Origin of the sequence: Aeromonas sp. 159 (assembly GCF_963862045.1) — a bacterium.
GTDB classification, from domain to species: domain Bacteria; phylum Pseudomonadota; class Gammaproteobacteria; order Enterobacterales; family Aeromonadaceae; genus Aeromonas; species Aeromonas veronii.
Map to the genome: position 1 here is coordinate 17,852 of NZ_CAWLMI010000050.1, position 14,121 is coordinate 31,972.

The 14,121-nt window shown below is 57.4% G+C and carries 11 protein-coding genes and 1 riboswitch; of the genes, 8 read left to right on the plus strand and 3 right to left on the minus strand.

The window, feature by feature from the left end; genetic code table 11:
* Positions 1-7: 7 nt before the first annotated feature.
* The 6 genes from flgH (at position 8) to mgtE (ending at position 7,938) form a co-directional block, all read left to right on the plus strand.
* Positions 8-679 carry a flagellar basal body L-ring protein FlgH gene (gene flgH / locus AACR14_RS10520; RefSeq protein ID WP_005334152.1) on the plus strand — a complete coding sequence of 224 codons (672 nt, stop codon included), beginning with the start codon at positions 8-10 and terminating at the stop codon, positions 677-679.
* Between the two features lie 8 nt (positions 680-687).
* The gene (locus tag AACR14_RS10525; RefSeq protein WP_005350664.1) at positions 688-1,785 is read left to right on the plus strand and encodes a flagellar basal body P-ring protein FlgI; all 1,098 of its coding nucleotides are present in this window, start codon (positions 688-690) and stop codon (positions 1,783-1,785) included.
* A 43-nt stretch (positions 1,786-1,828) separates the two neighbouring features.
* The gene (flgJ, locus tag AACR14_RS10530) at positions 1,829-2,902 is read left to right on the plus strand and encodes a flagellar assembly peptidoglycan hydrolase FlgJ (RefSeq protein ID WP_019446136.1); all 1,074 of its coding nucleotides are present in this window, start codon (positions 1,829-1,831) and stop codon (positions 2,900-2,902) included.
* Between the two features lie 3 nt (positions 2,903-2,905).
* A complete protein-coding gene (locus AACR14_RS10535) occupies positions 2,906-4,909 on the plus strand; it encodes a FlgK family flagellar hook-associated protein (RefSeq protein ID WP_019446137.1) in 2,004 nt (667 codons plus the stop codon).
* Between the two features lie 4 nt (positions 4,910-4,913).
* Complete coding sequence (gene flgL, locus AACR14_RS10540; RefSeq protein ID WP_019446138.1) at positions 4,914-6,119, plus strand: flagellar hook-associated protein FlgL; 1,206 nt, start codon at positions 4,914-4,916, stop codon at positions 6,117-6,119.
* A 183-nt stretch (positions 6,120-6,302) separates the two neighbouring features.
* Positions 6,303-6,472, plus strand: a riboswitch (M-box (ykoK) riboswitch).
* A 122-nt stretch (positions 6,473-6,594) separates the two neighbouring features.
* On the plus strand, positions 6,595-7,938 hold the full coding sequence (gene mgtE, locus AACR14_RS10545) for a magnesium transporter (protein ID WP_019446139.1): 1,344 nt from the start codon (positions 6,595-6,597) through the stop codon (positions 7,936-7,938).
* 60 nt (positions 7,939-7,998) lie between these two features.
* Here mgtE and ppx read toward each other — a convergent pair whose 3' ends face one another.
* The 3 genes from ppx to AACR14_RS10560 form a co-directional block, all read right to left on the minus strand.
* Positions 7,999-9,489 (minus strand): exopolyphosphatase, encoded by a 1,491-nt coding sequence (gene ppx / locus AACR14_RS10550; protein ID WP_019446140.1) that lies wholly within the window; start codon positions 9,487-9,489, stop codon positions 7,999-8,001.
* Positions 9,479-11,548, minus strand: coding sequence for a polyphosphate kinase 1 (gene ppk1 / locus AACR14_RS10555; protein WP_019446141.1), 2,070 nt, complete (start codon positions 11,546-11,548; stop codon positions 9,479-9,481). Before ppk1 ends, ppx begins: the two co-directional genes overlap by 11 nt.
* Before the next feature lie 74 nt (positions 11,549-11,622).
* On the minus strand, positions 11,623-12,138 hold the full coding sequence (locus AACR14_RS10560) for a glycine cleavage system protein R (protein WP_019446142.1): 516 nt from the start codon (positions 12,136-12,138) through the stop codon (positions 11,623-11,625).
* Between the two features lie 196 nt (positions 12,139-12,334).
* Here AACR14_RS10560 and AACR14_RS10565 point away from each other — a divergent pair, with 196 nt between their 5' ends.
* Both AACR14_RS10565 and AACR14_RS10570 read left to right on the plus strand, forming a co-directional pair.
* Positions 12,335-13,213 carry a DUF2726 domain-containing protein gene (locus tag AACR14_RS10565; RefSeq protein ID WP_019446143.1) on the plus strand — a complete coding sequence of 293 codons (879 nt, stop codon included), beginning with the start codon at positions 12,335-12,337 and terminating at the stop codon, positions 13,211-13,213.
* Positions 13,214-13,481: 268 nt separating this feature from the next.
* Positions 13,482-14,121, plus strand: a 640-nt coding sequence (locus AACR14_RS10570) for a sigma 54-interacting transcriptional regulator (protein WP_041201904.1), incomplete at its 3' end; no start/stop codon positions are given.

Consider the following 14,121-nt stretch of genomic DNA (forward strand, 5'->3'; position numbering starts at 1 on the left):
GTGCATGATGAAAGCCGTATGGATGCTGGGATTGTTGGTGCTGGGAGGGTGTAGCAGCACTCCCAATACGCCCAAGCCTGATGATCCCGAGTTTTCCCCCGTCTACGGGGAGTCGGAGCCGGTGTCGGTGCGACCGACAGGGGCGATTTTCCAGCCGGATCAGGTCAATGGCATCTATTCGGATATCAAGGCACACAAGGTAGGCGACATCATTACCATCGAGTTGTCGGAGTCGACATCCGCCTCGAAAAAGGCCAATACCCAGAGTGGCAAGGACAATAAATTCAATCTGGATCCGGTCAAGCTGGGTGGCGTGCCAGTCACCGCCAGCCCCTATGATCTTTCGGCTTCCATTGGTCAGAACAGCGCGTTCAAGGGGCAGGCCAAAGCGGACCAGAGCAACAGCCTGCAGGGCAATATTTCGGTCAGCGTGGCCAAGGTGCTGCCCAACGGCAATCTGGTGGTGCGCGGCGAGAAGTGGATCATGCTCAACAATGGCAATGAATATATCCGGATCACCGGCCTTATTCGCCCGGAGGATGTGACGTCTGATAACAGCGTTTCGTCCCAGAAAGTGGCCAATGCCCGCATTTACTACGGTGGTACCGGCGATCTGGCCAATAGCCAGGAGCAAGGGTGGCTTACCAGCTTTTTCAATGGTCCCTGGTGGCCGCTCTAGGAGATGTTATGAAGTCACTCCGTCTTGTCACACTGCTCTGCTGTCTGCTGCCCTTGGGTGTGGCCAATGCGGCCCGGATCAAGGACATCAGCTCGGTTGAAGGGGTGCGTAACAACCAGCTGATTGGTTACGGTCTGGTGGTGGGGTTGCCCGGCACTGGGGAGAAGAACAACGCCTTCACCGAGCAGACCTTCCGTACCATGCTCAACAATTTTGGCATCAAGGTGCCGGATAACATCAAGCCCAAGATCAAGGATGTGGCGCCGGTGGCGATACATGCCGACCTGCCCCCCTTCTCCAAGCCGGGCCAGACCATCGATGTGACGGTCTCTGCCATTGGCGAGGCCAAGAGCCTGCGGGGCGGCACTCTGCTGCAAAGCTTCCTGAAAGGGCTCGATGGGCGGGTTTATGCGGTCGCCCAGGGCAGTCTGGTGGTCGGTGGTCTGGGGGCCGAGGGGGCTGATGGTTCCAAGGTAGTGATCAATACCCCGACCGTCGGGCGGATTGCCAACGGTGCGACCGTGGAGCGGGAGGTGCCCAACTCCTTCAGTCAGGGGGACACCATCACCTTCAACCTTAACCGCCCAGACTTTACCACTGCGCGCCGTCTGGCCGATGTGGTCAACGATCTGGTGGGGCCAAATACCGCTCAGGCGCTCGATGCCACCTCGGTCAAGGTCTATGCCCCGCGGGATCCGGGCCAGCGCGTCTCCTATCTCGCCACCATCGAGAATCTGGAGGTGGATCCGGCCAACGAGGCGGCCAAGATCATCGTTAACTCCCGCACCGGCACCATAGTGATCGGCAGTCAAGTCAAGCTCAAACCGGCGGCCATCAGCCATGGCGGGTTGACGGTGACCATCGCCGAAAACCAGCAGGTCTCCCAGCCCAACCCGCTGGCGGGAGGAGAGACGACGGTGACCAACAACTCGACCATCAATGTCCAGCAGGAGCCGGGGCGGATGTTCAAGTTTGATACCGGTGCGACCCTGGACGATCTGGTCCGGGCGGTCAATCAGGTTGGAGTCGCCCCCGGTGATTTGATGGCCATCCTTGAGGCGCTACAGCAGGCAGGCGCCATCGAGGGGCAACTGGTCATATTGTAACAAGCGGCAAGTGGTTGCCACGGGTGGCAATGAGGTAAGCAAAATGGCGGAGTTTGACAGCAACAGCGGCATGAATATCGGGATGGTACAGGACATCAAGAACCTGGACCGTTTGCGCCAGATGAGCCAAAGCAAAGAGGGACAGGCCGAAGCGCTCAAGAGTGCGTCACGCCAGTTCGAGTCAATCTTTACCCAGATGCTGTTTCAGAGCATGCGTCAGGCCAACGGGGTGTTGACTCAGGACAACCCGATGAACAGCAGCTATACCCAGTTCTATGAAGGGATGCTGGATGAGCAGCGGGTTGCCGACATGTCCAGCAAGGGGGGACTGGGATTGGCTGACATGGTGGCCAAGCAGCTCTCTCCCGAGACCTTTACCCATCAGGATGGACGGGTGCTCAAGATGCCGCAGCGTACCGAACGGACCTACAAACCCTATCAGCCACCCACGGCCGCTGCCGATGATTTGATCGCGGCATCAAAAGTTGGCAAAGATTTTGCTGAAAGAGAGATGACCGAGGGGGTCAAGGAGAGCCACGCACTCACTATGCCCCGTCGAGCGCACCGCAGCATTCCGCCCTTGGGACGCATGGCCAGCGAAGAGGGCAGTGCCACCGGTAGTGGGGGCAAAGAGTTCGATACGCCGGAAGAGTTCGTTAATCGCCTGATGCCGCTGGCCAAGAAAGCGGCCGATAAGCTGGGGTTAAGCCCGGCGGTACTGGTCGCCCAGGCGGCACTGGAGAGCGGTTGGGGCAAGCGGGTGATCAAGGATGGCGAGGGGCAGGTGACCCATAACCTGTTTGGCATCAAGGCCGATCCGCGCTGGGAAGGACCAAAGGCGGTGGTCAGCACGCTCGAGTATGAGCAAGGCGTCGCCTCCCGCCAGAAAGCGGCATTTCGCTCCTATGAGTCGTTTGAAGAGAGCTTCAACGACTATGTGGACTTCCTCACTTCCGGCTCTCGCTACAAGGGCGCCTTGGCGAAGGTGGATAGTCCTGATCGCTACTTCGAGGCGCTGCAACAGGCGGGTTATGCCACCGACCCGCACTACGCCAGAAAATTGAAACAGGTATTGCGCAGTGACGCCATTGCCCAATACAACGAGATGGAGCTGTAACGTATGGCAAGCGACCTGCTTGGGATTGGTTCATCGGGCGTGCTGGCACAGCAACGCCTGCTGCAGACCACCAGTAACAACATAGTGAACGTCAATAGCCAGGGCTATGTGCGTGAGCGTACGCTGGTGTATACCAATACCATCGGTCTGGGGACCGGTGACCTCAAGACCCAGCGGGTGATCAACGACTATATGCAGGGGGAGGTGCGCCGTGATACCTCTGCCTATCATGCCTCCCTGACCCATTATGAACAGCTGGCTGGCGTTGACAGCTTGCTTGGGGATACCAGCAACAGCGTGGGGGCGGCCATCACCTCCTACTTCAAGTCATTTCACTCAGCCAATGAATCGCCTGCCGAGATCGGTGGGCGCAAGGTGGTGATGACGGAGTTGAGTGGCATGGTCAACCGTTTTCATACCCTCTCGGCGCAGCTCGACAAGCAGAGCGATACCCTCAACACCCGTATCGAAGATGAAACCAAGCAGGTCAACAGCCTGCTCACCAGCATCAATGATCTTAATCAGGCCATCATCCGCACCCAGGGGTCACCCGAAGAGAACCTGATGCTGTTTGATCAGCGGGATGAGGCGATCCGCCAGCTGTCGGAGAAGATGGATATTCGCACCGTAGCTCAACCCAACGGCAGCATGCTGGTCAATATGAGCACTGGCCATTCGCTGATCCTCGATGGGGGCGTCGCCCAGTTCAAGGTGATTGCAGGAGATCCTGACTCCCGGGATCAGGAGCTGCAGCTGACCCTGGGGGCGAACAAGGCAACCATCGATCACGATACGTTTGGTGGTGCCATGGGGGGGCTGTTCAAGGCGCGTACCGACCTTGAGCCGACCAAGCGCGAACTGGGGCAGCTGGCCGTGGCGATGGCCGATGCGATGAACCAGCAGAACCGCCTCGGGATGGATCTGGATAACGAGATTGGCGGTGATATCTTCACCCTGCCTACCAGCAAGGGCTTACCCTACGGCAATAACACGGGGACGGTCGGGGCGAATGTCAGCTTCGTGCCGGGCAAGGGGACATCAGTGACTCCGTTTGATTACGAAGTGCAATTTAGCAGTGCTACCGGTTATGAGGTGTTCTCGCTCGACAAGTCTGGCAATCGTACCTTGATCACAGCGGGGGCTACCCCACCAACAACCTTTGAGCTGACTGGGCACGGGATCTCGATCGATCTCACCGGCACGCCGGCTGCGGGTGACAAACTGTTGCTGCAACCCACCAAAAGTGCGGCCGCCGGTCTGGGTCAGCTGATCACCCGACCGGAAGATTTGGCCCTGGCCTCTCCGCTTAAAGCGGAAAAGACCACCAATAATGGCGGCGGGGCGGATATCAAACTGGGTGGCGTATTCAATACAGGCGCAGGGTCAGGTTTTGGTACCAATAGTCTGAGCCCGACAGCGCCTCAGGTCGTCAAGATTGACGCCAACGGTAACTATCAGGTGTTTCAAGCCGATGGCACTACCCTGATTGGCACGGCCCCCGCGAGCAGCAAGGGGCAAAACCTGATGTCGGCTATCGTTAACCCTTTCCCCGCCGGAGCCGCAGTCTATGCCAACCCGAAACAGGCCCCCGGCTACGAGTTCAGCATCACTGGAACGGTGGATGCCGGTGACAGCTTCAAGCTCAGTTACAACAGCAATGGCTTTGCCGATAACAGCAATGGCCTGGTTCTGGCCGAGCTGCAAAACAAGGATCTGGTGCGCAAGAGCACCAATGGTGGGACGACCAACGACAAGATGACCTTCAATCAGGCCTATTCCGGGTTGGTGATGGAAGTGGGTAACAATACCAGTCAGGCAAAAACGCTGCTCAAGGCCAATGAGTCCAAGCTTATCCAGAGCACCGGCATTTTTGAAAGCGTGTCTGGGGTCAATCTGGAGGAGGAGGCGGCCAATCTGATCCGCTTCCAGCAATCCTATGCGGCATCGGCGCAAATCGTCAGCACGGCCAAAACCATTTTCGATACACTGCTCTCTTCCGTGAGGTAACGTCATGCGCATCACCACTAACATGATCTACGACCGGAATTTATATTCCCTCAACAATGCCAACGAGCGGTTGAATACTGCCTATCAACAACTGCAAACCGGCAATAAATTTCAGACAGCTGGAGAAGATCCCGCTGGGATGAGTCAGAAGATGGCACTGACCAAGGAGATTGACCTGTTCAAGCAGTACAGTGTCAATGGCAGCTTGCTGGAAAACAGCCTGGGGCATGAAGAGACAGTATTGGATTCTCTTAATACGGCGATGCTCAGTGCCCAGACCCTGATCCAGAAGTCAAATAATGGCGCTATCAGCATGGATGATCGCAAGGCCATCGCCAGCGAGCTTGAAGGGTTGCAGCAGCAGATGTTCGACCTGATGAATAGCAAAAACTCATCGGGTGAATTTATATTTGGTGGCAATCAGAGCAAGACCCAGCCATATATAAAAGACATCAACGGAAAATATATTTATCAGGGTGATCCTGGTCAGCGAAATATTCAGGTCTCACCCACAGTACAAATCGCTGCCAATGATTCCGGGCAGGATCTGTTTGAAATTGTGGCGACCAGAAGAACCGCCAGTGCAACCACAGCAAATATCAAGGTCGGGATAGGCGATCAGGGTAACTTTGATAACTTCTATAAGTCCAATTATAACTCGGCACTGCCCAGCAACACCTATACAGTTTCAACCACCATAGGCCCACCAGATACCTATGATATCAAGGATGCAGGTGGCAACACGCTGCAAACGGGTAACTACACTGCTGGCACCAAGATCCCTTTCAATGGGTTGGAGTTGACCGTCAGCTCGCCTGCGGGCAGTTCTGAGCAGTTTGATCTTAATCCACCGAAGAATGACAACATATTGAATGGTATGTCGGATTTTATTACGGCTCTGCGAGATCCGGCTATTTCTGCCGAGACCTTCGAGCAGAAAATAGCCGATGCCACCGTTCATATGAAAAATGCCCGCCTGAATATTGACCATGGGTTGGGTGAGTTGGGCGGCCGGATGAACAGTCTGGAGCAGGCTATGGGCTCCAATGAGGGATTGAGTACCCTCAACGCCGAGGCGAGAGCCAAGGTGTCGGAAGCGGACCTTTATGAAGTGATTTCCGCGCTGTCAAAAGAGGATGCGGCATTGAGTGCCTCACAACTCTCTTTCAGCAAAATAAGCCGTCTGACGCTATTTGACTATATTCGCTAATTAGAGAAGGGCCCCTTTGGGGCCTTTTCTTTTGTCCAGACTATGAAAATTGGTTCCGTGTCATCTCCTGCCAATTGTAACAAGCTGTTGCCGTTGCCAATTTAATGGTGGTTGCGGGGTTGACCTCCCAGCGGGATTGGATAATCATGCCGCCCGCACAACAGAGGGTTGTGCGAATTATTTGCAGCATCTCGTTAGGCGAGGCTCCTGTATAAACACAGGCCACTGATCTCACGACGTCCAGAGACGCCCAAGATCAGGACAGTTTTCATCGGATTAAGGTGTAAACCCAAGTGGCTTCCGGCATGCCGGATACGTTATACAGTGCTAAAGCTGGTACGTGGGGATGATGACACGCCGAACGGCGTCATTTCCTGCCTATTACTCGTCAATCAAATTGCTGTTTTCTTGTCGTTGCCTCCGGCTATTTTCGGAGGCATTCAGGCTCGCCTGAAATCACATGAGGATATCTGTGATGAAGAAAACACATACCATTCTTAACCGTCACCAACTGCTCGATCTGGCCGCCCTGCAGGGTTGGCTGGAACATAATCTGGATCCGGTTCAGCGCGCCGATCAACTGTTGACCCTGCGTCCGGAAGAGCTCAACTGCATCTTTGATACCCTGCCAATCCCGCAAGGGGCCGAACTGCTTGGTTCACTCTCGGCCGAGAGTGCCGGGCGCCTGTTGCAGCGGCTCCATGGCAGCATCGTCAGCGTGTTGCAGGAGGCCATTCCCCGCCGTGAGATGGTCGCCATCCTGCGCAAACTGGGTCGTCAGGATCGCACCATGTTGCTGGCTCGCTTCCCGACCCAGGCGCAGGCCATGTATTACTCCCTACTGGATTGGCCCACCGAGTCGGTGGGTGCCAACATGCGCCACGAATATCTGGCGGTGCGGGAGGAGGACACGGTCGGTCACGCCAAACAGCTGATCCACGATGCCTGGGACAATGCCCAGCTGTTTCGCCATATCTATGTGGTCAACGGGGATGGTCGTCTGCAAGGGAGCCTCTCCCTCAAGACCTTGCTGATCGCCGACCCGCTGGCCAGTGTCGCGACCCTGATGGATCGGGAGACTGTGCGGATCAACGCCCGTGCGGATCAGGAGCTGGCAGCGCGCCTGCTGATCGACCGCGACCTGTCGGTATTGCCGGTCGAGGATCAGGGGCGACTGGTCGGTATTTTCCACGTCGATGATGCAGCGGATATTCTGGAGCTCGAATCCACCGAGGATGCCGAGATGCAGGGGGGCTCATCACCGCTCGATACCCCTTACTTGCAGGCGACGCCCTGGCAGCTGTGGCGCAAACGGGTGGGCTGGCTGCTTATCCTGTTTGTGGCGGAAGCCTACACCGGCACCGTGCTGCGGGCATTCGAGGAGCAGCTGGAAGCGGCCATCGCGCTGGCCTTCTTCATTCCGCTCCTGATTGGTACTGGCGGTAACAGCGGCACCCAGATCACCACCACCATAGTACGTGCCATGGCGGTCGGGGAGGTGAGTCTGCGCAATCTCGGTACCGTGCTGAAAAAGGAGCTCTCCACCGGTCTGCTCATCTCGGGGGCCATTGCCATGGCGGCCTGGGTGCGGGCATGGAGTCTTGGCGTCGGTCCCCAGATTGGCATGGTGGTGACCTTTACCATCATCGCCATCGTGCTCTGGAGTGCCACGGTCGCATCCATTATTCCCATGGTGCTGCGCCGTTTTCGCATCGATCCGGCGGTGGTCTCTGCGCCATTCATCGCGACGCTGGTGGATGGTACCGGCCTTATCATCTACTTCGAGATGGCCAAGTGGTTGTTGCCCGAGTTGCAGTAACCGGGAGATTGAGATGCAAAAGGCAGCCAGTGGGCTGCCTTTTGTATTTATCTTTCCGGTTTAGCCGAGCTGGAACAGCAGTGGCCAGCCCTGCTCCTGGCAATAACGATGCTCCTTCTCCAGATTCTGCATCAGGAGACGGTTCTCCTCGCACCAGTCGATCGGCAGGGTCACGACCAGCTGATCCCCTTGTACCGCGACTTGCCACTCAGGCAGCAGGTTGTCCTGCCGCTTGTGGTGAGCGGCGACCGCGAGGCGCAGGATGCGGATGCAGCGCAGCACCGTCTGCATGTCGTGGTTGGGCAGGGGAGGCAGCTCGGAGAGCTTGAGCCCCTTGCGCTGAAAGCGTACCAGCGCTGCCAGCAGGGCCTGATCGTCCTGGTTGAAGCCAGGCAGGTCGGTATGTTGCAGGATATAGGCGGAGTGGCGATGAATGCCGCTGTAGTTGATGGCAAGGCCAATTTCGTGCAGCCGGGCCGCCCAGCCGAGGATAGCGCGATAGGGCTCTATCTCCATCTGCCAGGGCTCTTGCAAGGCATCAAACAGCGTCAGCACGCTCTGCTCCACCCGGGCTGCTTGTTTGCGGTCCATCCGGTAGTGGGTACCGAGCGCTTGTGCGGTGCGCTCGCGAATATCGTGGTGCTGCAAGCGCTCCTCGAATTCATAAAGCAACCCTTCGCGCAGAGCACCGTCAGAGTAGTCGAGCCGCTCGATGGGCAGCGAGGTAAACAGGCCGAGCAGGATGGCGACCGCAGCGGCAAACACCTCCTGGCGCTCCTCGGTAAGCCCTGTCAGCTTGAGGTTATCGACTCGCTTGCGCTCAATCATCAGCGCCTTGAGCCGCTCCAGCCCCTCCAGCGTAATACTGCCATCGGTCAGCCCCTCACCTTGCAGCACGTCGCGCACGGTGCGAATGGAGCCTGAGCTGCCAAGACAGCTCTGCCAGCCCAGCTTGCGGTACTGGTTGACGATGGGGGCGAGCTGGTGCTGCGCCTCCAGCACGGCATTGGTGAAGTGCTTGTCGCTCAGCTTGCCGCTGGCAAAGAAGCTCTGGGTAAAGCTGACGCAGCCCATCTTGCGACTGGTGAGGGCCTTGTGTTCAAACCCTTCACCGATGATGAGTTCGGTGCTGCCGCCGCCGATATCGATCACCAGTACCTGGCCCTCGATATGCTGGGTATGGGCGACCCCCTGATAGATGAGCCGTGCTTCTTCCTGCCCGCTGATGATCTCGATGGGGTGGTTGAGCACCTTGGCCGCTTCGCTGACGAACTCGCGCGCGTTGCTGGCACGGCGCAATGTGTAGGTGCCGGCGATGCGGATCTGATCCGGTTTGATGTTGGTGAGCCGCTCGGCAAACAGCGACAGACAGGCGAGGCCGCGTTCCATCGCCTCCGGGCTCATTCGTTTCTGCTCATCCATCCCTTCCGCCAGCCGCACCCGCTCCTTGATGCGATCGACGATGCGAAAACGCCCTTCGCTCAGATGGGCGATCACCATATGAAAACTGTTGGAGCCGAGATCGACGGCGGCGTAGAGACTATTGTCCATTGTTTGACTCGATACGTTTGAGATAGTCGTAAATCGCCACCTGAGAGCGGATCTTGCGGCGGTTGCCCCGCTTCACATATTCGTTCTGCTGGTCGGCATCAATGACCCGCGCCTTGCAGGTATCACTCAGTTGTAGCTCGAGAATGTCCATGATGCGCTGCTTGAGCCGCTCGTCATAAATGGGGGTGCCCACCTCGATCCGGCCGTCGATATTGCGGCTCATCCAGTCGGCGCTGGAGATATAGAGCTGGGGGTTGCCCTTGTTGTGGAACACCATCACCCGCGGGTGCTCGAGGAAGCGGTCGATGATGCTGATCACCTTGATGTTGTCACTCAAACCCGGCACGCCCGGCCGCAGGGCGCACATGCCACGGATGATCATCTGGATCGGCACGCCCGCCTGACCGGCGGCATAGAGCCGGTTGATGAGATCCCGGTCCACCAGATTGTTGATCTTGAGGATGATGCCGCTCGGCTGGCCCGCCTTGGCGTTGGAGAGCTCGTTGTCGATGAGGCGATAGAGCTGACGGCGGCTGTTGATGGGGGAGACCAGCAGGTGGTTGAATTTGTAACGCTTATAGGGGTACTCGATGTATTCAAATACCCCTTCCACTTCGGCGGTGATATCAGGATTGCGGGTCAGCAGCGAGAAGTCGGTGTAGATCTTGGCGGTCTTCTCGTTGAAGTTGCCTGTGCCGATATGGGCATAGCGCACCGCCTCGCCATTTTCGTGGCGGGTGATGAGGCAGAGCTTGGAGTGGATCTTGAGGCTCGGTACCCCGAACACCACCTTGACCCCGGCATCGGTGAGGATGTTGGCCCAGTCGATGTTGGCCGCTTCGTCGAAGCGGGCACGCAGCTCGACCACCACGGTCACCTTCTTGCCGTTGTTGGCGGCATCGATGAGGGAGTGGATGATCCGCGACTTCTTGGCCACCCGATAAATGTTGATGCGAATGGCGCTCACCGCCGGATCGAACGCCGCCTGGCGCACCAACTCGGTGAAGTGGTGGAACTTGTGATACGGGTAGTAGAGCAGAATATCCTGCTTGGTGATGGCATCGAAGGCGTTGACGAAGCCGTCAAAATCGCGGCAATCGAGGGCCGGCAGTTTGGGGTTTTCCAGATAGTCACGGCCCACGTTGGGGAAGCCGATGAAATCCTTGAAGTTGTGGTAACGCCCACCCGGCATGATGGCGTCGTAGGAGCTGATCTGCAGCTTGAGTTTCAGGAAGCTTATCATGGCGGCGGGCATCTCCCGCTCGTAGACGAAACGCACCGGCATTGCGGTGAGGCGCTGCTTCAAGCCGTCACTCATCTTGTCCACCAGGCTCAAGTCCAGCTGGTCGGAGAGGTCGTATTCGGCATCCCGGGTCAGCTTCACCGCATAGGCGGCAATCTCGTCGTAGTCGAAGAAGCCTTTGAAGATCTCGTCGAGGCAGAAGCGGATGACGTTATCCAGAATGATGATCTGCTTCTTGCGGCGGGTCCCTTCCGGCGGCAGCTGGAAGAAGCGGGGCAGGTCGTCGGTCGGCACTTCCACCAGGGCGTACTGGATCACCTGACCGTTCTTCTTCATCTCGATGGCCAGATAGGTGTACTCATCCTTGAGGAATTTGACCGGATTGACCTCCTTGTTGAGCAGGATCGGGATGATATGACGCAGCACCTTCTCCTTGAAGAAGACCCGCAGCCACTTCTGAATGGCATCGGAGAGCTGGTTCTCGTTGACCAGGAAGATGTTGTGGCGAGCGAGCGCAATCAACAGCTCCTTGTAGGTGTTGTCAAACGCTTCACCGAGCGCCATCACTTTTTGCTGGATGGCGCGCAGCAGCACTTTCGCTTCATCGTCGCCACCATGTACTTCATTTATGAGGATGCGACGCTTGACGTCCGATACCCGCACCTTGAAGAACTCATCCTGGTTGGAGGAGAAGATTCCCAGAAAACGAACCCGCTCGATGAGGGGCACCGTCTTGTCCATTGCCTCTTGCAACACCCGTTCATTGAATGAGAGCCAGCTCAGCTCTTTCTCTTCATACAGCTTGTCGGTGCTCATCTTGTGCCTCTGTTTCAGGTCGCGTCTGCGCGGCAGTTATGGCGTTAATATATGACAAATAAATGACACTATTGTTACTGCTCGCTGAACGCCTCGTCTATGTCGACCACCAGATCGTCGGAGAGGGATTCCAGCGCGGTGATCAGGTCATCCATCGCGAGTCCGTCGGGCAAGGCAACCAGCGCGTGAGCATAGAATAGCGGGGCGCCTGAGTGGGGGGCCGGCTCACAGCCGGTAGTGAGATCGGCCACGTTGATCTCGAGCTGGCGCAGGATGCTGGCTACTTCATGGATGATGCCGGGGCGGTCGTTGCCGGTTACCGTCATCATTACCTGATGAGCCGGCTCGGTGGTTGGTGTCCCTTCGGCAAAGCTGATGGTCAGACCCGGCAGCAGGGCCAGTGCTTCGCACAGGCTGCGATAGTGCTCGTCGGGGACTGAGACATGGAGGATTCCGGCAAACTGGCCTGCCAGTTCGCTCATGGCGCTGCCCAGCCAGTTGCCCTGCTCGCGGCTGATGACTGCAGCCAGACTCTCGACGATCCCGGGTTTGTCTGCACCGATCACGGTGACCACCAATTGCTTTTGCATCCTGCTCTCCTTGAAATGGGATTTCTTGCTCTATCCCTATTGTGCCTGCTGGGGCTGGTCATATGAACCCCCGCCTGCTGACAAATAGATAAAAAGACGGGACTTTTCACTTTCTATACACGGGTCTGCTGCCTTGCTCCGTGGCGGCTGTGGTAAAGTGATTCCCCTTTCGTGTCGTGAACTGGATCGTGCTCTCATGAATACCCTTGTCCTATCGGGATTGTTGTTGCTGGCGCTGCTTGTGCTGGCGATCTTCTGGAGCAGAGGCAGACAGCAAAAGCGCCTGCCCTATGATATGCAGGAGACCCTGTTCAGTCCCGCCGAGCGATCCTTCCTCGGGGTGCTGGATCTGGCGGTGGGTGACAAGGCCCGGGTCTTTGCCAAGGTGCGGGTGGCCGATGTGCTGACGCCGCAGGCCGGGATCGGCAAAAGCAAATGGCAGCAGTACTTCAACAAGATCAGCGCCAAGCATTTCGACTATCTGCTTTGCCACCCCGCGGATCTCTCCTTTATCTGCGCCATCGAACTCGATGACAGCTCCCATCGTCACCAGAAGCGCAAGGCGCGGGATCTCTTTCTGAAAACCGCCTGCGACAGCGCCGGTCTGCCGTTGCTGCAGATCCCGGCAAGTGCCAGCTATCTGGTGGAAGAGCTGCGCGAACAGATCCTGCCGCTGCTGGTCAAAACCAGCGAACCATTGATCGACGATCTGCCGCACGGGGCGCGCCGCGAGCCGACGTTCAACCCTCTGCTGCTGGACGGCGTGGATGTCGGTGCCGGGATGCGTGGCCGCACTGCCCATGCCGAGGCTATCTCGCCTGCGTCGCTCCACGAGCCCGCCATCCAGGCCAAGGGGATGGTGGAGGCGCCGCAGAGTGAGGGTGAACTGGTCGATGGTTTGTTCGCCGATGTAGAGGATGACGAGGAGCATGAAGTACACCACTGCCCCCGCTGCGATGCGCCGCTGGTGGAGCGGGAGGCGAAAAAAGGCCCCCACGCCGGTCGACTCTTTCTGGCTTGCAGCCGTTTTCCCGAGTGTCGTTATGCGGCGCCGCACCACCATAATCGCCACTGAATGCGCTTCACCGTGTCCCATGCTGCCCTCTGACGAGGGCAGTTTTCTTTCCGCTATTGGCGGCGTTTGTTAACGGCGCCAATGCAGAAAATTCCTCGGCAAAATTTATCTAATCTCTCGTTTCTGTCGATACACTTAGCCTGAATACGACAATTTTTGACAATGCGTCGGAATTTTGGCACTTTGTGTGCCAGCAAAAAGACAGTCGGTAGCTGTTTTATCATTAAATAAAACAATAAGTTAGTTCAGGACATCGCGAGGAATGGATATGGTGGAGATGGGCGTGTTGATTGTTGATGCCGATGCGCAGCGGCGCCAACAGTTGGGAACCGTGCTCTCGTTTATGGGGATCCCGTGGCAGGAGGTGGCACAAAGCGATCTGGATGTAGCCATCGAATCCTCCGGTCCGCTGCAAGGGGTGCTGGTGGGTGAGCTGACCGACCGTCCCTTGTCAGAGTTGCTGGCCGCTTTCCCCCGTACCCCCTTTCTCTCGCTGGTTGAGGCCGATCTGCCCAACAGCAACTTTATCGGGGTCGCGCTCTCACCCTTTACCTATGAATCCCTCACCCGTCATCTGCACTTCTGTCAGGCCTTTGTATCCTTGCATCCCCGTCAGCAGACCCATGACAAGGGGCAGGCCCTGCTGCGTTTGCTGGTGGGCAAAGGGAAGGGGATTCAGGAGGTACGCCGCCTCATCAGCCAGGTGGCCGAAACCGATGCCAACGTGCTGATCCTCGGCGAGTCTGGTACCGGTAAAGAGGTGGTGGCTCGCGCTATTCACGAACTCTCTTCCCGCAGCAGTGGCCCCTTCGTGCCCATCAACTGCGGCGCTATTCCGGCCGAATTGCTGGAGAGCGAACTGTTTGGTCACGAGAAGGGGGCGTTTACCGGCGCCATCGCGGCTCGTC